The organism is Klebsiella pneumoniae (genome assembly GCF_000742135.1).
Taxonomy (GTDB): domain Bacteria; phylum Pseudomonadota; class Gammaproteobacteria; order Enterobacterales; family Enterobacteriaceae; genus Klebsiella; species Klebsiella pneumoniae.
On sequence record NZ_KN046818.1, the window covers coordinates 4,257,032 to 4,277,808 of the forward strand.

Below are 20,777 nucleotides of genomic sequence, written 5' to 3' on the forward strand. Positions count from 1 at the left end.
GCCGGGGCGAGACGGAGAGGGCGAAGAGATTACTCTTTGTCCGTCGCGCTCAGCGAGACGGAAGAGAGGTAGTTCAGCAAGGCGATGTCGTTTTCGACGCCCAGCTTCATCATCGCCGATTTCTTCTGGCTGCTGATGGTTTTAATGCTGCGATTAAGCTTTTTGGCGATCTCGGTTACCAGGAAACCTTCGGCGAACAGGCGCAGCACTTCGCTCTCTTTCGGCGACAGGCGTTTATCGCCATAGCCGCTGGCGCTGATTTTTTCCAGCAGGCGAGAGACGCTTTCCGGGGTGAATTTCTTCCCTTTCTGCAGCGCGGCCAGCGCTTTTGGCAGGTCGGTCGGCGCCCCCTGCTTGAGGACGATCCCTTCGATATCCAGATCCAGCACCGCGCTGAGGATCGCCGGATTGTTGTTCATGGTCAGAACAATGATCGACAGATCCGGGAAGTGGCGCTTGATGTATTTAATCAGCGTGATCCCGTCGCCGTATTTGTCTCCGGGCATGGACAGATCGGTGATCAGCACATGGGCGTCCAGCTTCGGAAGATTGTTGATAAGGGCCGTGGAGTCTTCAAACTCGCCAACGACGTTCACCCACTCAATTTGCTCAAGTGACTTACGAATACCGAACAGTACGATCGGATGGTCATCGGCAATAATTACGTTCATAGTGTTCATGTATAAGGCTACCTTCTACAGCAAGCTCTTGACGTAAGCGTCAATGTCGCTGATATATTTTTCTATGCCTTGCGCATCCTTTTCGCGAATCAGATGCTCAAGCGTTTCACATAACTGCTTGCCGGGTATCAGATTAAGCATAGCAAATGCCCCTTTGAGGCGGTGGGCGGTTTGCGCCAGAGCAGCAAAATCGCCCGCTTCGATTTCAGTATACAATCTCTGAACATCATCCGGTACCGTATCGGCAAACAGTGCGTAATAGCCGCTGGCATGGAGTTCGGCGTTACTCTCGTTTCCTGAGGTGACGGGCTGAACCGCCTCCTCCGCCAGCTGCTGCTCAATAAGCTGCAGGATAGCCTCCTGCATCGCCGTGCTAATATTAAAGTTGACCCGCAGTTGGCCCGGGCCGATCTTGCGTATCCCGACCTCATCATCGCTTAAAAGCAAGCCTGAAGCAGTAAGATTAGACGGATTATCCGTTAAATAAAGATCAAAGGCTTGACTGGTCGCCCGATCGTCCGGTGTGATGCAGGACGCTCCCCAGCTCTCCAGCTGGCGAGTGACAATCCGCCGCACTTCGCTGGAAGTCACATCCAGCAGGACGATAACGTCATCCAGCAAATGCTCTCCCGCCTCTGGCGCCTCTTCGCTGGCCGGCATTTTCAGATGCAGGGTATAGCGCGTCCCCAGCGACTCCCGGGCTTTAATGGTCAATTGCCCGCCCAGCTTGCGCGTCATGCGGTCGCATAGCCAGAAGGTAAGGGCGTTTGCTTTGCCGTACAGGTCGCTCTGGGTCTCGTTGAGATACGGGAAGTGCATATTGTCGATCTCGTTTGCCGAGACGCCGTTGCCGGTATCCAGAATGCGGAAGGTCAGGCGATCGCTGGCCGACTCATCCTGACAGACGTCGAGGGTGATCTTGCCGATAGGCGTGGTGGTCACTGAATATTGGATTAACAGCACCAGCGTGCGCCGCAGAGCTTCACGGTCGCCATAGCGCTGCTCGCCGGCCGGGAGCGCATTGTTGATGAGCAGCTGCAGACCCTTGCGTTTCATCGCCGGCAGCACTTCCGGCACGACGTCGTCAATAAGCTCCTGCACCGAGAACAACGTCTGGTTGGTTTTCCAGGCATCGCTTTCCAGCAGATTGGCGAGCTGAATGTCATCGATGAGTTTGACCAGCTCATCGGCATGCTGGGCCAGCGTCCGATTCTCTGTACTACTGAGCGCCGCCGCCTCTGCCGCCAGCGTCAGCGCGGGCTGCTTCAGGGCGCTGCCGATGTGCTGCATAAAGGCGGCCCGTCCCTGCTGGTTTTTCTCATACAAGCGCTGGGCCTGCTTGAGCTTTTTATTGACCAGCACTTCGCGGTCCTGATCACGGATGATCAGGATCTGGGTGCGCGGCGCTACCTGGCTGCGATACTGGCGGATTTCATACTGCTCATTGTTGACGGTGGCCTGGATCACTCCCTGATGCTGGTCCGCCATATTGGTGATGTTCTGCAGATTCAGGTGCGGAAGCAGATGGTCGGCAATTGGATTGCTGATAACCGTTCGGTTGGCTTCCTGATCGTGAACGAGCAGCCCCAGCGGCAGCAGAGAAACAATCTCTTCGTTAATGGCGCGCAGCAGACGCAGTTCGCTGTTGGCGGCGGAGGGGAGCCCGGCGCCAGACGAATGGCTGCGTCCTTTATAGTGGCGAAAGGTGGTAAAACCAAACAGCGCCAGCGCCAGCAGACCAATGTTGAGCAGCAGCGGCAGAAGAATGTTCTGCATGGACTCCAGCAGCATGGTGCTCATTGGTACCGTCCACAGTAACTGCATACCGGTGGTGCTGATGTCGGTGGCGATGTCAATCTGCATGCCGTTAAAGGTGATCCCGATATGATCGGCGCTCTCTTTATCCGGCGTGGTGGCGAGATTTTGCGACGGGTCAGGCTCGATACGGAAGCTGTCGATGGTCATGCCGGGCGGGATCAGATCGTTAATCGGCAGGTCGAAGGCAACCACCGTGGCAAGGTGTCCGGGCTGGTTGAAGGTGGTGCGTAACGTAAAATAGTGCGCGTTCTGCCAGGCGAGATGGCGCAACGGCGAGAACGTCTCGCGCTCATCAAGGGTATTAGCCTGCAGCAGCATTTCCGCGCGCCGCGACTCCACGACGCTGCTGATCGTTGACTCTTTGAAGCTTGAAGAGAGGTCCTTCAACGGCAGGGTGGAGACCAGGATCAGACTATTGTCCAGGCCGTTGAGATAGTACATCGACCACGGAATGGTCTCCGCGCCCCACAAAATATCGAGATAATCGGACATTTTCTGCGTCATTTCGAGGGTGGAGCTGTCATGGGAGCCAAAGATCAGGGCTTCGGTTTTACGCCGGGGTTTCTCCAGGTAGTAAACGTCCTGTTTTAAACGCGTCTCCTGCAGACCGCCGCTTGCGGTGTTGACTGAGGTGGCGGCGATATTGTCGTAGATCTGCCAGGTGGCATAGCGCCAGGCGTCAATGCGCTGGTGCAGAGCGTGGGAGACATCAACCACCTGATAGCTTTTCTCCTTCAGCCAGGCATTGACGGCGCTTTGGATCATCACCCCCATTGTCGCCAGCAGGACAATAACCATCAAAATGAAGAAGCGGCTGATGTTGCCGGGGATCAGGGAGAATTTTTTCGGGGTCATCTTGTGGCTGAACGACTCATCATTGTTTGTAAACAGGATGTAGCGCCAGAGTAACTGGCAACAAAGCAGATGCTGCTGGCAGTATAAAGGCTAATGGCGTAAATCCATACTACAGATTGGCGCCAGCGGTGCGATGCCGCCCAGGAATTATCTTAGAAACGAAGCGTAAATGAAACCGCGCCGGGAAGGTTAACCGGCGACGATATTGACGGAAACAAAAGGGAAGAATCGCACGAAATAACAAGACATTGGCAGAATATGCACCACTGATGGCCTAATTGATTGATTAATAGTCGTTAGGGAATCATTAGCCGTAGCACAGATAAATTAAAGTTGTGTAAAGAAGGGTAAAAAAAACCGGATGCGAGGCATCCGGTTGAAATAGGGGTAAACAGACATTCAGAACTGAATGACGGTAATAAATAAAGTTAATGATGATAGCGACTCTTATTTTAGCCACCAATGATCATTTTGTTTTACCATTCAGTGCTATAGATATGTTGTTGTCTATCGCTTTGATTATAAATGGTTAAATATTATTTTTGATGATTAGTGCGTATTTCCCTGACCATTTTGCGGTGAAAAAAGTTCCGCTGAATTTACAAATTGAAACATCTTGTGGGAACTTTGAAATATCTTGGAAGTTTTAGTATCATATTCTTGTTGGATTATTCTGCATTTTGCAGCACAATGAAATAGCCGACTGATTAGAAGGGTAATCAGTAAGCAGTGGCATAATAAAAGGCATATAACAAACAGAGGGTTAATAACATGAAAGTTAAAGTACTGTCCCTCCTGGTACCGGCTCTGCTGGTAGCAGGCGCAGCAAATGCGGCTGAAATTTATAACAAAGACGGCAACAAATTAGACCTGTACGGTAAAATTGACGGTCTGCACTACTTCTCTGACGACAAGAGCGTCGACGGCGACCAGACCTACATGCGTGTAGGCGTGAAAGGCGAAACCCAGATCAACGACCAGCTGACCGGTTACGGCCAGTGGGAATACAACGTTCAGGCGAACAATACTGAAAGCTCCAGCGATCAGGCATGGACTCGTCTGGCATTCGCAGGCCTGAAATTTGGCGACGCGGGCTCTTTCGACTACGGTCGTAACTACGGCGTAGTATACGACGTAACGTCCTGGACCGACGTTCTGCCGGAATTCGGCGGCGACACCTACGGTTCTGACAACTTCCTGCAGTCCCGTGCTAACGGCGTTGCAACCTACCGTAACTCTGATTTCTTCGGTCTGGTTGACGGCCTGAACTTTGCTCTGCAGTATCAGGGTAAAAACGGCAGCGTCAGCGGCGAAGGTACTTCTCCGACCAACAACGGTCGTGGCGCTCTGAAACAGAACGGTGACGGCTTCGGTACCTCTCTGACCTATGACATCTATGATGGCATCAGCGCTGGTTTCGCGTACTCGCACTCCAAACGTAACGGCGATCAGAATCGTTTGGATAAAGGCCGTGGCGACAACGCTGAAACCTACACCGGTGGTCTGAAATACGACGCCAACAACATTTACCTGGCGACTCAGTACACCCAGACCTACAACGCAACTCGTTTCAGCGGCAACGGAGAATCTGATTCTATTAGCGGTTTTGCTAACAAAGCACAGAACTTCGAAGTGGTTGCTCAGTACCAGTTCGACTTCGGTCTGCGTCCGTCCGTAGCTTACCTGCAGTCTAAAGGTAAGGACATCGAAGGTTACGGCGACCAGGACCTGCTGAAATATGTTGACGTTGGCGCGACCTACTACTTCAACAAAAACATGTCCACCTATGTTGACTACAAAATCAACCTGCTGGACGAAAACGATTTCACTCGTCGCGCTGGTATCTCTACCGACGACGTGGTTGCACTGGGCCTGGTTTACCAGTTCTAAGTTGCAAGCTGCATAACAAAAAGGCGCCTCTGGCGCCTTTTTTTATGTCCGGTTTAACCTCGCTGGTATACTCTTGTCGCCCTGGTAAGAGGAGCCTCGATTAATGGATATGACTTTCTTTCGCGCCGCGCTGCTGGGCGCCTGCGTTCTGCTCTCTGGCTGCGATTCAGCTACCACTCCTGCGACCCCCACCGCGACGGCCACCGTGCTGGATGGCAAAACGATGGGCACCTTCTGGCGGGTCAGCGTCATTGGCGTGGATGAGGCAAAGGCCCAGGCGTTGCGCGCCAAGGTTCAGGCCCAGCTGGACGCCGACGATCGCCTGCTGTCGACCTGGAAAAACGACTCAGCGCTGATGCGCTTCAATCATGCCGCCACTACCGAACCCTGGCCGGTGAGCGAAGCGATGGCGGATATCGTCACCCTGTCGCTGCGGATTGGCGCCAAAACGCACGGCGCGATGGATATTACCGTGGGGCCGCTGGTCAACCTGTGGGGCTTTGGCCCGGATAAACAGCCGGTCACCACCCCGGATGCCGAGGCGATAGCCGCGGCGAAGGCGCGCACCGGCCTGCAGCATCTGCAGGTTATTAATCAGAGCGGCAGGCAGTTCCTGCAAAAAGATATTCCCGATCTGTTTGTCGACCTCTCCACCGTGGGGGAAGGCTATGCCGCCGACCACCTCGCGCGGTTGATGGAGCAGGAGGGGATCTCCCGCTATCTGGTGTCGGTGGGCGGGGCGCTGGTCAGCCGCGGGATGAACGGCGAAGGCAAGCCCTGGCGGGTAGCGATCCAGAAACCGACCGACCGCGAAAACGCCGTTCAGGCGATTGTCGACATCAATGGTCACGGCATCAGCACCTCCGGCAGCTATCGCAATTACTATGAACTCGATGGCAAACGCATCTCGCACGTTATCGATCCGCAGACCGGGCAGCCGATAACCCATAAGCTGGTCTCCGTGACCGTCATTGCGCCAACGGCGCTGGAGGCGGACGGCTGGGATACCGGACTGATGGTGCTGGGGCCGGAAAAAGCGCAGCAGGTGGTGCGCGAGGAGGGGCTGGCGGTCTACATGATCGTTAAAGATGGAGAGGGTTTTAAAACCTGGATGTCGCCGCAGTTCCGCACTTTCCTTGTCGGCGAGAAAAATTAAAAAGCAAGATTGCGGGTTTTTTACTGCGGGCTTTACCACAGACTGAGGGTACACTTACAGCTGGAGACCCGTCATGAAACCGATAGTTGCCGATACCGATGATCGCCGCTGGCAGGCGGTCTGCGAACGTGATACCCGGGCCGATGGTCAGTTCGTCTTTGCGGTACTGACCACCGGCATCTGCTGTCGTCCCTCCTGCCGCTCGCGGCGCGCGCGGCGGGAAAACGTACGCTTTTTTGCCGACGTCGCCGCCGCCGTGGCGGCGGGATTCCGCCCCTGCAAACGCTGCCAACCGGATAAAGACTACCCGCAGCAGCAAAGGGTCGACAAAGTGGCGCAGGCCTGTCGGCTGCTGGAGCAGGACGCGCCCCTGACCCTCGATGCGCTGGCAGGCCAGCTGGCGATGAGCCCGTTTCATTTCCACCGTCTATTTAAATCCGTCACCGGCATGACCCCTAAAGCCTGGCAACAAGCGTGGCGGGCGCAGCGCCTGCGGGAAGCGCTGGAGCAGGGGATACCGGTGACCCGCGCCGCGCTGGCGGCTGGTTTTCCCGACAGCAGCAGCTATTATTGCCAGGCCGACGCAGCGTTAGGGATGACCGCCAGCCAGTTTCGCCGCGGCGGCGCCGCCACCGTGGTAACCTGGACCACGGGCGACTGCGCGCTGGGTCGTTGCCTGGTGGCGCAGAGCGAGCGCGGCGTCTGCGCGGTGCTGCCGGGTGATAACGATGCGGCATTGCTCGACGACCTGCGCCGGCGCTTTCCCAATGCCGAGCTGCGTGAAGGCGACCCCGATTTTTGTCAGCAGATGGCCGAGATTTTCGCCCACCTCGACGACAGCCGGCGGCCGGTATCGCTGCCGCTGGATCTGCAGGGCACCGCATTTCAGCTGCAGGTCTGGCAGGCGCTGCGGCAGATCCCGGCGGGTGAGACCCGCAGCTACCGCCAGGTGGCAGAGCATATTGGCCAGCCGCGGGCGGTTAGAGCCGTGGCCGGCGCCTGCGCGGCGAATTCGCTGGCGGTGATTGTTCCCTGCCACCGGGTGGTGCGTGAAGATGGCGCCCTGTCCGGTTATCGCTGGGGAACGGCGCGAAAAGCGCAGCTGCTGGCGCGCGAGGCCCAACATGAGGAGGAGTAATGCTCGATCTGTTTAGCGATATCCCACCGTGGCAGGAGCCGCTGGCCCCCGGCGCGGTGGTGCTGCGGCGATTTGCCCGCGAACGCGCCCCGGCGCTGCTGCAGGCGATAGCCGACGTCGCCAGTCAGTCGCCGTTTCGCCAGATGGTCACGCCGGGCGGGTACACCATGTCGGTCGCCATGACCAACTGCGGCGCGCTGGGCTGGACTACCGATCGCCACGGCTATTTGTACGCCCCGGTCGACCCGGTAACCGATCAAACCTGGCCGCCGATGCCTGCCGTATTTCATGAACTGGCGCTGGCGGCGGCCGCCGCCGGCGGCTATCCGGAGTTTTCCCCCGATGCCTGTTTGATTAACCGCTATTGTCCTGGCGCAAAACTGTCGTTGCATCAGGATAAAGATGAACAGGATCTGCGGGCGCCGATTGTCTCGGTCTCGCTGGGCTTGCCGGCTATCTTTCAGTTTGGCGGCTTGCAACGCAGCGACCCGCTGCAGCGGCTGCTGCTGGAGCATGGCGATGTGGTGGTCTGGGGCGGCGAGTCGCGCCTGTTTTATCATGGCATTCAGCCGCTGAAAGCGGGGCATCATCCGGAAACGGGCGACTGTCGTTACAATCTCACCTTCCGACAGGCGGGCGGTCGCCAGTATTAAAATAAGAATTATTCTTGATGTCATCGGTGAGCCGTTTAAACTGCTGGCTGTTTTGCTTTTGCGGATAGCCTGTTATGGAACTTATCTCTCTCGTCTGGCGCCAGTACCGCTGGCCGTTTCTGGGCGTTATTGCTCTCAGCCTGCTCAGCGCCGCGCTGGGTATCGGCTTAATCGCTTTCATTAACCTGCGTCTGATTACCTCTGTCGATACCTCGCTGCGGGTCCTGCCGGAGTTTCTTGGTCTGCTGGGGCTGCTGATGGCGGTGACCCTGGGTTCGCAGCTGGCGCTAACCACCCTCGGCCACCATTTTGTCTATCGTCTGCGCGGTGAGTTTGTTAAACGCATCCTCGATACCCAGATTGAACAAGTAGAGAAGATCGGCAGCGCGTCGCTGCTTGCCGGGCTGACCAGCGATATCCGCAATATCACCATCGCCTTTGTGCGCCTGCCGGAGCTGGTGCAGGGGATCATTCTCACCTTCGGCTCCGCGGCCTACCTCGCCTGGCTGTCAGGAAAAATGATGCTGGTGACGGCGCTGTGGATGGCGCTCACCATCTGGGGCGGCTTTGTGCTGGTCTCGCGGGTGTACAAACATATGGCCAGCCTGCGCGAAACGGAAGATAAACTGTATCACGACTATCAGACGGTGCTGGAGGGGCGTAAAGAGCTGACCCTCAACCGCGAGCGCGCGGAGTATGTGTTTAACCAGCTCTACCTCCCGGACGCCCGGGAGTACCGGCACCATATCGTTCGCGCCGATACCTTCCACCTCAGCGCGGTCAACTGGTCGAATATTATGATGCTTGGCGCCATCGGGCTGGTGTTCTGGATGGCCAACAGCCTCGGCTGGGCCGATACCGCCGTGGCGGCGACCTATTCCCTGACGCTGCTGTTTCTGCGCACGCCGCTGCTCTCCGCCGTCGGCGCGCTGCCCACGCTGCTCAGCGCCCAGGTGGCGTTTAACAAGCTGCGTCAGTTCTCCCTCGCCCCGTACCGGGCCGACTTTCCCCGGCCGCAGGCGCATCCTGACTGGCAGACGCTGGAGCTGCGCGATGTCACCTTCCATTATCCGGACCAGCGCTTTGCGGTAGGGCCGCTTAATCTGACGCTGAAGCGCGGCGAGCTGGTGTTTCTGATAGGCGGCAACGGCAGCGGCAAGTCAACGCTGGCGATGCTCCTGACCGGCCTGTACCAGCCAATATCCGGTCAGATCCTCGTCGACGGCCAGCCGCTGGCGGCGGAGAGGCCAGAGGAGTACCGCAAACTGTTTTCCGCAGTGTTTACCGACGTCTGGCTGTTTGACCGCCTGCTCGGGCCGCAGGGCGAGGAGGCCGATCCGGCGCTGGTGGCGACATGGCTGGAGCGTCTGCAAATGGCCCACAAGCTGCAGCTGGAGAACGGAAAAATCGCCGACCTGCGGCTGTCGAAAGGGCAGAAGAAGCGCGTGGCGCTCCTGCTGGCGCTGGCCGAGTCCCGGGACATCATTCTGCTGGATGAATGGGCGGCGGATCAGGATCCGCATTTCCGCCGCGAGTTCTACCAGGTCCTGCTGCCGCTGATGCAGCAGATGGGCAAAACCGTGTTCGCCATCAGCCATGACGATCACTACTTCCAGCACGCCGATCGTCTGCTGGAGATGCGCGCCGGCCAGCTCGCCGAACTTACCGGCGAAGAGCGGGAACAGGCTTCCCGCGATGCGGTGGCCCGTACGGCCTGACAATCGCCACGCGCCCGGGGAAAAGCCCGGGCGCCGCTGAAATTTTCAGCGTCTACATCGCTGACGGTTATTATTTCCCCCTCCTCGCGCTATGCTTAAGGCTTCCGGCCCGCAGGCCGGCTCACCATTCTCAAAAGGATTGCCCGATCGATGTCCGTTTTGCATAAAAAAAGCGCCCGCTTGCGTGACGAAGAGCGCGCCCGTCTGATTTGGCTCTTGAGCACCGATAAAGCGGTGACTTCCGCGCTGCTGGGCAAACTGACGCTGGCTGAGCGCTATGATGAAGGGACGCTGGCCGATGACCTGGCCGAAGTGGAAATGCTGGTCTCGCATCTGCCGCCGCCGGATCTCGCCGATGCGCTGGAAGCGCTTCCCTATGACGCCCGCACCGCGCTATGGTGCCTGGTGCCCGACGATAAACGTGGCGAAGTGCTGCTGGAGGCCTCAGAGAACGTCTGGGGCGACCTGATCGACAAGATGAGCGACCCCGAGCTGCTGCAGGCCATGCAGCCGCTGGATATCGATGAACAGGTTTACCTGCTGCAGCATCTGCCGCGCAACCTAACCGGACGGCTGCTGGCGACCCTGCCGGCCGAGAAGCGCGCCCGTATTCGCCAGATTATGCGCTACGCCGACAACAGCGTCGGGTCGATCATGGAGTTTGAGGTCATTACGGTGCGACCGGAGGCCACCCTGGCGGCGGTGCAGCGCTATCTGCGGCGTCTCGGAAAAATGCCGGAAAACACCGATAAGCTGTTCGTTACCACCCGTAACAAGCTGCTGCTCGGCGAGCTGGAGCTGCAGACCATTCTGCTCAATGATGCGCAGAAGCGGGTGGGGGAGGTGATGGAGGGCGACCCGGTCACCTTTCAGCCGCACGAAGAGGCCGAGAAGGTGGCGCGCACCTTCGAACGCGACGACTTACTCAGCGCCGCCGTCATTGATGCCGACGGCAAGCTGATCGGGCGCCTGACCATCGATGAGATCGTCGATGTGGTTTATGAAGAAACCGATAACGATCTGCGGCGGATGGGCGGCCTGAGCGATGAAGAGGATGTCTTCGCCCCGGTCAGCAAAGCGGTGAAAACCCGCTGGGCGTGGCTGGCGGTCAATCTGTGTACGGCGTTTATTGCTTCCCGGGTCATCGACGGCTTCGAACACACCATTTCACAGCTGGTGGCGCTGGCCTCGCTGATGCCGATCGTCGCCGGGATTGGCGGCAACACCGGCAACCAGACGATCACCATGATCGTCCGGGCGATGGCGCTGCAGCAGATCCAGCCCGGCAGCTTTACCTTCCTGATCCTGCGTGAAATGGGTGTTGCGCTGATTAACGGTCTGGTGTGGGGCGGGATTATGGGAGCCATCACCTGGTGGCTGTATGACGATCCGCAGCTCGGCGGGGTGATGACGCTGGCCATGATGCTCAACCTGCTGATGGCGGCGATGATGGGCGTGATAATCCCGATGGTCATGGTGAAGCTGGGGCGCGACCCGGCGGTCGGCTCCAGCGTAATGATCACCGCCATCACCGACACCGGCGGCTTCTTTATTTTTCTGGGTCTGGCGACGCTGTTTCTGATGTAGCCTGCGCTTTTGCCCGCAGGCGGCGGGGGATGATCGCCATCGCGACAATCCCCGCCAGCACACCGATCGCCAGATTGCTGGTTCCCACCGTCGCGGCGACGGTCACCAGCATCACCAGCGTTTCCGGCCACGGATTACGCGCCAGCTCGCCCGGGCGAATGCTGTGCCAGCTAAAGGTTTTCACCGCCACGATCACCATCACCCCGGCCAGAACCGCCATCGGGATCTTCGCCATCACCTGGCTGAGCGCTGTCACCAGCAGGAGCAGCACCAGGCCGGCGATTACCGTTGAGAGGCGGCTGCGGGCCCGGCCCATTTCCACGTTCACGATAGTCTGGCCGATCATCGCGCAGCCGGCGATGCCGCCATAGCAGCCGGCAAGGATATTGGCGATACCCAGCCCGGCGCTTTCCCGCGATTTGTTCGACGGGGTATGAGTGAGATCATCCACCAGCTTAGCCGTCAGCAAGGACTCCATCAGGCCGACAAAGGCGATACTGAGGGCGCACGGCCAGATTATCTGCAGGGTGGTCAGGTTCAGGGGAACGGTCAGGGCGGTGAACCCCGGCAGGCCGCCGCTCATCGAGCCTTCATCGCCGACGGTCGGCAACTGCTGGCCGGTGGTCGCGGTATAGAGGGTGAGTGCGACGATGGCGATCAGCGGCGCCGGGATAGCCTTAATAACGCGCGGCGCCCACAGGACGATAAGCAGCGTCAGGACGAACAGGCCAACGATTAGCGGTTGTCGACTCCAGAAATGCGGCACCTGAGCAAAGAAAATCAGGATCCCGAGGGCGTTGACGAACCCGGTCATCACCGCCGGGGGAATAAAGCGCATCAGGCGCGCCATGCCGCACAGACCAAACAAAATTTGAATAATACCCGCCAGAATGACAGCCGGTAAAATGTACCCCACGCCGTGCTGATGCACCATCGGGCCAATCACCAGCGCCACCGAGCCCGCGGCGGCGGTGACCATCGCCGGGCGTCCGCCGAAGACTGACATCGCCAGGCAGAGCACCACCGAAGCAATCAGGCTTACCTGCGGGTCAACGCCGGCAATGACTGAAAACGAAATCACTTCAGGGATGAGCGCCAGGGCGGTGAGCACGCCGGCCAGCACTTCGCGCGTCAGTAAAGACGGGGAGCGGAGGATGGGACGCAGGTTGCCGGAAGCGGCGGGGTCAGAAACTGGGGGCAAAAAAAAAGTTCGCAGCTTATAAAAAAAGAGGGAGCGGTGTCAGGCCCTGCTTCCGTGCGGTCTGTCACAAAACCAGGGATGATAGCGCGGAATCTGTCAGCGCACCAGTACAAAAAGTGATTTGGTGTATACATTTATTAAACATTTTTATAACGGATCTCAAAACAGAACTTAAAATTTAAACAATATTTAAATTTTTGAGCTTCGGTGGTAACGTGAGGGGTGAGAATCGTATCACCTGCGCTAAATAAAAACAGCGAGTAAAGTAAGGCTCAAATCCGATGAATAAAAAGATGGCCGTACCACGCTCACAGGCGGTTGGTCCCAACAGCACTCGGACCAACACCCGCCATGAGCAAGAGACGGATGTATTGTTGATTGGCGGCGGCATTATGAGCGCCACACTGGGAACCTGGCTGCAGGAGCTTGAGCCAGACTGGTCTATTACCATGGTTGAGCAGATGTCCAGCGTGGCGGAAGAGAGCTCAAACGGGTGGAATAATGCGGGTACCGGCCACGCGGCGCTGATGGAGCTGAACTACACGCCGCAGACCGCCAACGGCATCAATATCGACAAAGCGGTCGACATCAACGAAGCCTTCCATATCTCGCGTCAGTTCTGGGCGCATCAGGTGACGCGCGGCGTCCTGAACAAACCAAAATCTTTCATTAACAGCGTGCCGCACATGAGCTTTGTGTGGGGCGAAGATAACGTCAACTTCCTGCGTGCGCGCTACGCGGCGCTGCAGCAAAGTGAACTGTTCCGCGGTATTCGCTATTCTGAAGACCATCAGCAGATCAAAGCCTGGGCGCCGCTGGTGATGGAAGGCCGCGACCCGCTGCAAAAGGTCGCCGCCACTCGCTCAGAAGTGGGAACCGACGTCAACTATGGTGAAATTACCCGCCAGCTGATCGCCGGTCTGCAAAAGCATGATAATTTCTCCCTACAGCTGGGCACCGTGGTGCGTCGCTTCAAGCGCAACGCCGACAAGAGCTGGACGGTCACCCTGGCGGATGCCGACAATCGTCGTCAGAAGCGGGTCATTAAAGCTAAATTTATCTTTATCGGCGCCGGCGGCGCAGCGCTGACCCTGCTGCAGGAGACCGGCATTCCGCAGGCCAAAGAGTATGCGGGCTTCCCGGTCGGCGGCCAGTTCCTGGTCTGCGAAAATCCGGAGGTGGTGAACCACCATCTGGCGAAGGTCTACGGTCAGGCCGAAGTGGGCGCGCCGCCGATGTCGGTGCCGCACATCGATACCCGTATTATCGACGGTAAACGCGTGGTGCTGTTCGGACCATTCGCCACCTTCTCGACCCGTTTCCTGAAGAACGGTTCGCTGTGGGATCTGCTGGCCTCGACGAATACCTCAAATATTTTGCCAATGCTCAACGTCGGCCTGGACAACTTCGATCTGGTAAAATATCTGATTAGCCAGGTGATGCAGAAAGATAAAGATCGTCTGGCCGCGCTGTGCGAATATTATCCGGAAGCGCGGAAAGAGGACTGGCGGTTGTGGCAGGCCGGTCAGCGCGTGCAGATCATTAAGCGCGACGCGAAGAAGGGCGGGGTACTGCGCCTGGGCACCGAAGTGGTCAGCGATGATGAAGGCACCGTCGCGGCGCTTCTCGGCGCGTCGCCAGGGGCCTCCACCGCGGCGCCTATCATGCTGCAGCTAATGGAAAAAGTGTTTAAAGATAAAGTCAATTCGCCGGAATGGCAGGCCAAGCTGAAGGCGATCATCCCAACCTACGGTATTCGTCTTGACGGCAACCCGGCGGAGATCGAGAAAGCGCTGGCGTGGACCAGTGAAGTGCTGGAACTGAAATATGAGCCAGCCGGGGCGGTGGATGAGGTACCGCAGGCGGAGCTGAAGCCGCTGAGCGGCGGCAAGCCGATGGCGGATATCGCGCTCTGATAAACGCTCTGACAAAAACGGCAGCCTGCGGGCTGCCGTTTTTTATTGCCGTTTGCGCTGTTCGCCTTAGCGGACGACGGCGTTGCCGATAGTCTCGTCGGCGCGCCAGATGCGATATTTCACATCGACATTGCTCGGCGTGTATACCACGATCGGCAGTTTGCTGTTGTAGCGCAGCATGGCGTCATCCCCGAGGCCGGCAGTGACAAATTTCTTCTCTTTTTTGCCGTCCGGGCAGGCCATCATGGTGGATACCGGGCCGCTCAGCTTCTCAAAGACATAGTAATCATAGCCCCAGCCTTCCAGGGTTTTACTTTCCAGTTCCCCGCCGAGACGATGATGGTTGCAGTCGACTTCCAGCGTCTGGCCGATCATCAGCTCAACCTTGAGCGCCGACTCATCCTGCTGCTGCGGCAGCTGAATAACCTGACGCTTCATGCCTTTTTCCGCTTTCGGGAACGGCGCGACTTTTTCCAGCGGCTGGTCTGCGGCCAATGCGCCAGCGGACATGCAGGCGGCGGTCAGCAGAGAAACGGCTAGCGTAGTGATTTTTTTCACGGTTGATCATCCTTTATTTTCGTTCCTGACAGAGATAGCCTATCATCACTCAGCTGAATGTTAAGATTTATTTACCAATTTTTGCAAAATGAATAGTGTTATTTACTGGTAAGACATCGGCCGCGCAGAGCGCAACAGAGGCGCTGGCGGGCCGCCAGCCCCCTGCCGGGAAAGCTATTCATTACGGCTATTTTTCGCTTCCTCAATAAACTCTTCATCGATTTCATCGGTATTGCCGGCATGTTCTCGTCCCGACAGCAGGTTCCAGCAGGCGATAAACAGGGCGGCGATCAGCGGCCCGATCACGAAGCCGTTGATACCGTAGATCTCCATGCCGCCCAGAGTGGCGATAAGGATCAGATAGTCCGGCATCCTGGTATCCTTGCCCACCAGCAGTGGACGCAGAATGTTATCCACCAGGCCAATCACAATCACAAAGAAGCCGACGATAAAGGCGCCCTGCCACAGCTGGCCGGTGGCGAAGAGGTAGATGGCCGCTGGCACCCAGATAATGGCCGAGCCCACCGCCGGGATAAGCGACAGAAACGCCATCAGCGCTCCCCAGAGAATGCTGCCGTCCAGACCGGCGATCCAGAAGGCAAAGCCACCCAGCGCCCCCTGCGCCAGCGCCACGGCGACGGTACCTTTTACCGTGGCGCGGGCCACAGCGGCGAATTTAGCGAACAAATGCTGCTTCACATAGCTTGATAACGGTAGAGACTCGAGGATCAACAGCACCAGATAAGGTCCATCCTTCAGCAGGAAAAACAGCAGATACAGCATGATGCCGAAGCTGACGGTGAAGCCAAAAGTCCCTTTGCCAATCAGAAACGCGCTGCCGGCCAGATACTGACCGCCTTTCAGAGCGGCATCAGAGAGCTGCTGCTGGATCTGCTGCGCGCTATCAAGGTTATGATCGGCGAGGAAGCTTCTGGCCCAGCCGGGAAGATGGGCGAACAGGCTGGCGACCACCGTCGGAAACTGGGTGTCGTTATGCTGCAGTTTGCTGTACACCAGGTTGAGCTCGTAGGCCAGCGAGGAGAGAATGATAGCCAGCGGCGTAAAAACGATAAGACAGATAATGACGATGGTCATCAGCGCCGCGAGGCCATTGCGCTCGCCGAGGCGGGTACGGATCTTGTTTTTGACCGGATTAAAAATCACCGCGAGGATCGCAGCCCAAAGGATGGCGGAATAATAGGGTGAGAGAACATCAAAAAAGGCCAGGGTTACAATGAAGACGATAAGGATGAAAAATCCTTTGGTAAGTCCATTAACTCTCATGTTATCCGCTCCTGCTTATGAGTCATACGGTCGAATAATAGATGCTACGACGTAATTTACCATCAGGATAGTCGTACATCTTCACGATACATTGAAGAAAGGGCACAAATTAAGCGAGCGGGCGGCAACAGGGGAAACAGGCATAAAAAAACCAGCCTTAAAAGGCTGGTTTCTGTGGAGTTTTTGGTCGGCACGAGAGGATTTGAACCTCCGACCCCCGACACCCCATGACGGTGCGCTACCAGGCTGCGCTACGTGCCGACGCGTGGGGAACAATATTACCCGTTCCCCAGGCGAATGCAAGCGGGTCACGCGCGATTGATTCATAATTAATCAATCAGTTAGCGATAAAGCGTTTTTCGTCAGTCAGGACCTGCAGCAACAGACTGAGCTGCGGTTTCTGATCTTTAATTTTCTCGCCGTCGCGGCTCCAGGTGGTATAGGTGCCGTTATGGTTGAGGACCACGGTGATGGTCGGGGTGGTGATGGCCAGCGTATCGCCGTTGGCCGCGGTGACCCAGTTACGACGCCGCGCGGCGCTGAACAGATCTTCTCCCTGCGAGTACTCATTGGCCGGCGTCGAAACGTGAAGCAGGCGCTGCATCAGCGTAGTCATCACATCTTTGTTATCGGTCAGGGTGGCAATCTCCTGCGCCGGCGTGCCCGGCCAGTGAATAACCAGCGGCACCTGCAGCTGCTCGCGCGACCAGTCGAACGCGTCGTGTTTCGCATTCAGCGGCTTGCCGTGGCCGCCGGTAATAATTACCACCGTATTATCGAGTTTGCCGGCTTCGCGCAGCGCAGTCAGCACCCGATCGATCTGGGCATCAACGTCGCCTGCCGCCTTGCTGTAGCGGCGGACAAAGCCCTGCTGCTGCGTGTCGTCGAGAGTGGTGCCATTGAGCGAGATCCACGAGAACCAGCGATTCTCATCCTGCGCGTAACGGTCCAGCCAGCCGATCCACTGATTGGCCGTCTGCTCGTCGCTCTGGGTCTTCGCGCTCGGCAGCGAGAAATCGGAGAGCAGCGCCTGGCGATACAGCGGGCTGCTAAACCCATCGGAGGAGAAGAGGCCCAGCTGGTAGCCCTGCTGGTTGAGGGCGGTAATCAGCGCGGCGGGAATACGCGCCGAGAGGACACCGTCCATATAGCCAGGCGAAATACCGTAGAACAAGCCAAACAGGCCGCTGTCGGCGGTATTGCCCGAGCTCATATGCTGGGTAAAGTTAACGTTTTCTTTGGCAAATGCCGCCAGCGCCGGCATGGTCTTTTCAAACCGCGAGTAGTTCAGGTTGTCGACGGTGATCAGCAGCACGTTGTAGCCCGCGCCGAGGTCACGGTAGCGCAGGTTGCTAAGCGGATACTGGACCGATACCGCCTCCGGCGCCCCTTGCTCCACCAGACGACGCTGATAATCCTGGGCGTCGAGCAGGCCATGTTTCTCAAGGAAACGACGGGCGGTCATCGGATAGGAGAGCGGCAGATTCGCCCGCTGCATAGTGATCGGGCGATAGAAATTGGCGTCCGCCCAGATATAGACCAGGTGGCTGCTGACGAACGACAAAAAGAAGAACCAGGCGACCGGGCGGGCGTAATGGCGGCGGCGCGTCAGGCTGCGCAGCTTTTGCCAGCTCCAGGTGGCGAAGAGCATTTCAATCAAAAAGATGACCGGGACGCTGATAAACATCAGCTGCCAGTCGCGCGCCATCTCATTCTGGTCAGGGTTGATGACCAGCTCCCAGACGACCGGGTTTAAGTGCAGATGGAAGCGGGTAAAAACCTCGCTGTCTATCAGCAGCAGCGTCATCCCGGCGGTGGCAAGGATCACCGACAGGAAGCGCATCAGGCGCTGCGAGACCACGATAAAGGTCAACGGAAAGAGGACCAGCACATAGCTGGTAAACACCAGAAAGCTGAAATGCCCGACGAGACTGACGTACGAAAACAGTCGTCCGGCAAGCGTCGTCGGCCAGTCGGCGACAAAAAGGTAGCGGCTGCCGAGCACCATGGCCAACAACATGTTGAACAGGGCGAACCAGTGCCCCCAGCTAACCATCTGGGAGACTTTTTCTCGGTAGGGCTGACGTAGAGTCACCATATACTGTTGCTGTTATCCTTAATGCGCTGGATCGTCGTTAATCGAAGATTGCAAAGCCTGCGCGAAAGAACGGGCGATGGCCTGACGCTGCGCCGGCGCGACGCTACTGTTGATCAGGTTGGTCACCATATTGCCTAACACCATCAGTGAAAGGTCCACCGGGGCTTTGTGTGATTCCAGGACGTTCGTCAGCTCGCTGAGCAACTGTTCGACCTGTTGATCGCTATAGCGGGAAATTTGCGGCATAAACTCAAAATCTGTTTGTTCGTGAAAGGGCAACATATTACCGTAGCAGCAGCTTTTTTTCCGCATTTTTTCGCCGCGGCGCAAAAGCGCATCAATCGACGGTAACGACGTCGAAATGTGTGGCGCCAGTTGCGTCGGCCACCCGGCGGTGGTTGAATACCGCCCGGTCTAAAAGGAGAGTTTAACATGAGTCTGGATATCGACCAGATTGCCCTGCATCAGTTAATCAAACGTGATGAACAAAATCTGGAGCTGGTGCTGCGCGAGTCACTGCTGGAGCCGAACGCGACGGTCGTCGAGATGATGGCTGAACTGCACCGGGTCTATAGCGCCAAAAGCAAAGCCTATGGCTTGTTCAATGAAGAGAGCGAACTGGCCCAGGCGCTGCGCCTGCAGCGTCAGGGGGAAGAAGAGTTTCTGGCGTTTAGCCGCGCGGCGACCGGTCGCCTGCGCGATGAGCTGGCGAAATACCCGTTCGCCGAAGGAGGCATTGTCCTCTTCTGCCAGTATCGTTACCTTGCGGTCGAGTATCTGCTGGTGGCGGTACTCAATAACCTGAGCAGTATGCGCGTCAACGAAGAGCTGGATATCCGCTCGACCCATTATCTGGATATTAACCATGCCGATATCGTCGCGCGCATCGATCTCACCGAATGGGAAACCAACCCGGAGTCGACCCGCTATCTGACCTTCCTGAAAGGGCGGGTAGGGCGCAAAGTGGCCGATTTCTTTATGGATTTCCTCGGCGCCAGCGAAGGGCTTAACGCCAAAGCGCAGAACCGCGGCCTGCTGCAGGCGGTGGATGACTTCGCCGCCGATGCCCAGCTTGATAAATCCGAGCGACAGAACGTGCGCCAGCAGGTCTACGCCTACTGCAACGAACAGCTGCAGGCTGGGGAAGAGATTGAGCTGGAGTCGCTGTCCAAAGAGCTCGCCGGCGTCAGCGAAAAGAGCTTCCAGGAATTCACCGCTGAGCAGGGCTATGAGCTGGAAGAGAGCTTCCCGGCGGATCGCAGCACCTTACGTCAGCTGACCAAGTTTGCCGGCAGCGGCGGCGGATTGACCATTAACTTCGACGCCATGCTGCTGGGCGAACGCGTATTCTGGGATCCCGCCACTGATACCCTGACCATTAAGGGTACCCCGCCGAATCTGCGCGACCAGCTGCAGCGCCGGACGTCAGGCGGCAATTAAGCCCTGTGCCCCGGCGGCGCTACCGCTGAACGGGGACGATCTCCACGCCGCTCTGCACCAACTGTTGGCGCAGCGCGGCGTCGGGTTCTCCATCGACAATCAGCGTACTGGCGAGGCTCAGCTCGCCGATGGCAAAGGCCGACGCGGCGTTGAGCTTCTCCCGGGAGGCCATTACCACGGTTTCTGCCGCCCTGGCCGTCAGCGCGCGCTTGATGCCTGCCTCTTCGTAATCACCGGTGGTGAAACCCGCCCGCGGGTGGACGCCGGTCACCCCCATAAAGAACAGATCGGCGTTGATCCGCGCCATTCCCGCCAGCGTCTCGGCGCCGACGGCGACAACCGAATGTTTGAATACTCTGCCGCCGAGCAGGATCACCTCGATTCGCGGGTGGTCCACCAGCGCCACGGCGATGCCCGGGCTGTGGGTGACCACCGTGCAGCTGAGGTCGGCGGGTAAAAAGCCGATCATCGCCGCGGTGGTGGTGCCGCCATCGACAATCACCACCTGTCCCGGCTGGATCAGGGCGGCGGCGGCGCGGGCGACCGCCTGCTTGGAGGCGATCTGCACGCTTTTGCGCGTTTCAATTGGCGCAATGGCGGCGGATACCGGCAATGCCCCGCCATGGACCCGCTGCAGTTTTCCCTCCGCCGCCAGCTCGCGCAGATCGCGGCGAATGGAGTCCTCGGAGACGTTAAACCGCTGGCTTAGCTCCCCGGACATCACCTGTTTTTCCTCGGTGAGGATCTGGAGGATCTGCTGTTTTCTCTGACTGGCGAGCATCGGT

General features: G+C 57.8%; 16 protein-coding genes and 1 tRNA gene. 8 read left to right on the top strand and 9 right to left on the bottom strand.

Annotated elements, in window-relative coordinates; translation table 11 throughout:
* Positions 1–29: 29 nt before the first annotated feature.
* Together rcsB and rcsD are read right to left on the bottom strand one after the other, a co-directional pair.
* Positions 30–680 carry a response regulator transcription factor RcsB gene (gene rcsB / locus DR88_RS05555; RefSeq protein ID WP_002913007.1) on the bottom strand — a complete coding sequence of 217 codons (651 nt, stop codon included), beginning with the start codon at positions 678–680 and terminating at the stop codon, positions 30–32.
* 15 nt (positions 681–695) lie between these two features.
* Positions 696–3,353 carry a phosphotransferase RcsD gene (gene rcsD / locus DR88_RS05550; protein ID WP_002913006.1) on the bottom strand — a complete coding sequence of 886 codons (2,658 nt, stop codon included), beginning with the start codon at positions 3,351–3,353 and terminating at the stop codon, positions 696–698.
* A 771-nt stretch (positions 3,354–4,124) separates the two neighbouring features.
* Here rcsD and ompK36 point away from each other — a divergent pair.
* The 6 genes from ompK36 to mgtE all read left to right on the top strand — a co-directional run bounded on the left by ompK36 (position 4,125) and on the right by mgtE (position 11,495).
* On the top strand, positions 4,125–5,243 hold the full coding sequence (ompK36, locus tag DR88_RS05545) for a porin OmpK36 (RefSeq protein ID WP_004149145.1): 1,119 nt from the start codon (positions 4,125–4,127) through the stop codon (positions 5,241–5,243).
* Positions 5,244–5,346: 103 nt separating this feature from the next.
* On the top strand, positions 5,347–6,399 hold the full coding sequence (gene apbE / locus DR88_RS05540) for an FAD:protein FMN transferase ApbE (RefSeq protein ID WP_004149144.1): 1,053 nt from the start codon (positions 5,347–5,349) through the stop codon (positions 6,397–6,399).
* Between the two features lie 73 nt (positions 6,400–6,472).
* Entirely contained in the window at positions 6,473–7,537 is a 1,065-nt protein-coding gene (gene ada, locus DR88_RS05535; RefSeq protein WP_004149143.1) for a bifunctional DNA-binding transcriptional regulator/O6-methylguanine-DNA methyltransferase Ada, read from the top strand.
* Positions 7,537–8,190, top strand: coding sequence for a DNA oxidative demethylase AlkB (gene alkB / locus DR88_RS05530; RefSeq protein ID WP_004151113.1), 654 nt, complete (start codon positions 7,537–7,539; stop codon positions 8,188–8,190). The genes ada and alkB overlap by 1 nt, the downstream gene beginning before the upstream one ends.
* A 74-nt stretch (positions 8,191–8,264) precedes the next feature.
* Positions 8,265–9,908, top strand: a complete 1,644-nt coding sequence (locus DR88_RS05525) for a multidrug ABC transporter permease/ATP-binding protein (RefSeq protein WP_004149142.1) — start codon at positions 8,265–8,267, stop codon at positions 9,906–9,908.
* Positions 9,909–10,058: 150 nt separating this feature from the next.
* Positions 10,059–11,495, top strand: coding sequence for a magnesium transporter (gene mgtE, locus DR88_RS05520; RefSeq protein ID WP_002912996.1), 1,437 nt, complete (start codon positions 10,059–10,061; stop codon positions 11,493–11,495).
* Here the strand turns inward: mgtE and DR88_RS05515 are convergent.
* On the bottom strand, positions 11,458–12,696 hold the full coding sequence (locus DR88_RS05515) for a SulP family inorganic anion transporter (protein WP_004149141.1): 1,239 nt from the start codon (positions 12,694–12,696) through the stop codon (positions 11,458–11,460). The genes mgtE and DR88_RS05515 overlap by 38 nt on opposite strands.
* Before the next feature lie 281 nt (positions 12,697–12,977).
* Between DR88_RS05515 and mqo the strand changes: the two genes are divergently transcribed.
* Positions 12,978–14,612 carry a malate dehydrogenase (quinone) gene (gene mqo, locus DR88_RS05510; protein WP_002912994.1) on the top strand — a complete coding sequence of 545 codons (1,635 nt, stop codon included), beginning with the start codon at positions 12,978–12,980 and terminating at the stop codon, positions 14,610–14,612.
* 66 nt (positions 14,613–14,678) lie between these two features.
* On the opposite strand, the gene eco is transcribed toward mqo, so the two are convergent.
* From eco to DR88_RS05485, 5 genes are all read right to left on the bottom strand, one after another.
* Positions 14,679–15,170, bottom strand: coding sequence for a serine protease inhibitor ecotin (eco, locus tag DR88_RS05505; protein WP_004175048.1), 492 nt, complete (start codon positions 15,168–15,170; stop codon positions 14,679–14,681).
* Between the two features lie 174 nt (positions 15,171–15,344).
* Entirely contained in the window at positions 15,345–16,454 is a 1,110-nt protein-coding gene (locus tag DR88_RS05500; RefSeq protein WP_002912992.1) for an AI-2E family transporter, read from the bottom strand.
* Positions 16,455–16,638: 184 nt separating this feature from the next.
* Positions 16,639–16,715 (bottom strand) — tRNA-Pro (locus DR88_RS05495).
* A gap of 76 nt (positions 16,716–16,791) precedes the next feature.
* Positions 16,792–18,552 carry an LPS biosynthesis-modulating metalloenzyme YejM gene (gene yejM, locus DR88_RS05490; protein ID WP_004149137.1) on the bottom strand — a complete coding sequence of 587 codons (1,761 nt, stop codon included), beginning with the start codon at positions 18,550–18,552 and terminating at the stop codon, positions 16,792–16,794.
* Between the two features lie 18 nt (positions 18,553–18,570).
* Positions 18,571–18,798, bottom strand: coding sequence for a YejL family protein (locus DR88_RS05485; protein WP_004195346.1), 228 nt, complete (start codon positions 18,796–18,798; stop codon positions 18,571–18,573).
* Positions 18,799–18,984: 186 nt separating this feature from the next.
* Here DR88_RS05485 and yejK point away from each other — a divergent pair, with 186 nt between their 5' ends.
* Positions 18,985–19,992 (top strand): nucleoid-associated protein YejK, encoded by a 1,008-nt coding sequence (gene yejK / locus DR88_RS05480; RefSeq protein WP_004144267.1) that lies wholly within the window; start codon positions 18,985–18,987, stop codon positions 19,990–19,992.
* Between the two features lie 19 nt (positions 19,993–20,011).
* Here the strand turns inward: yejK and DR88_RS05475 are convergent, their stop codons facing one another.
* Entirely contained in the window at positions 20,012–20,773 is a 762-nt protein-coding gene (locus DR88_RS05475; protein WP_002912986.1) for a DeoR/GlpR family DNA-binding transcription regulator, read from the bottom strand.
* Positions 20,774–20,777: the final 4 nt, after the last annotated feature.

Bases quoted from the DNA above. Each gene is read 5' to 3' on its own strand.
- rcsB (WP_002913007.1), bottom strand. From the start codon at position 680: ATGAACACTATGAACGTAATTATTGCCGATGACCATCCGATCGTACTG.
- DR88_RS05525 (WP_004149142.1), top strand. From the start codon at position 8,265: ATGGAACTTATCTCTCTCGTCTGGCGCCAGTACCGCTGGCCGTTTCTG.
- ada (WP_004149143.1), top strand. From the start codon at position 6,473: ATGAAACCGATAGTTGCCGATACCGATGATCGCCGCTGGCAGGCGGTC.
- mqo (WP_002912994.1), top strand. From the start codon at position 12,978: ATGAATAAAAAGATGGCCGTACCACGCTCACAGGCGGTTGGTCCCAAC.
- ompK36 (WP_004149145.1), top strand. From the start codon at position 4,125: ATGAAAGTTAAAGTACTGTCCCTCCTGGTACCGGCTCTGCTGGTAGCA.
- alkB (WP_004151113.1), top strand. From the start codon at position 7,537: ATGCTCGATCTGTTTAGCGATATCCCACCGTGGCAGGAGCCGCTGGCC.
- DR88_RS05500 (WP_002912992.1), bottom strand. From the start codon at position 16,454: ATGAGAGTTAATGGACTTACCAAAGGATTTTTCATCCTTATCGTCTTC.
- DR88_RS05485 (WP_004195346.1), bottom strand. From the start codon at position 18,798: ATGCCGCAAATTTCCCGCTATAGCGATCAACAGGTCGAACAGTTGCTC.
- rcsD (WP_002913006.1), bottom strand. From the start codon at position 3,353: ATGACCCCGAAAAAATTCTCCCTGATCCCCGGCAACATCAGCCGCTTC.
- DR88_RS05475 (WP_002912986.1), bottom strand. From the start codon at position 20,773: ATGCTCGCCAGTCAGAGAAAACAGCAGATCCTCCAGATCCTCACCGAG.
- yejK (WP_004144267.1), top strand. From the start codon at position 18,985: ATGAGTCTGGATATCGACCAGATTGCCCTGCATCAGTTAATCAAACGT.
- mgtE (WP_002912996.1), top strand. From the start codon at position 10,059: ATGTCCGTTTTGCATAAAAAAAGCGCCCGCTTGCGTGACGAAGAGCGC.
- yejM (WP_004149137.1), bottom strand. From the start codon at position 18,552: ATGGTGACTCTACGTCAGCCCTACCGAGAAAAAGTCTCCCAGATGGTT.
- apbE (WP_004149144.1), top strand. From the start codon at position 5,347: ATGGATATGACTTTCTTTCGCGCCGCGCTGCTGGGCGCCTGCGTTCTG.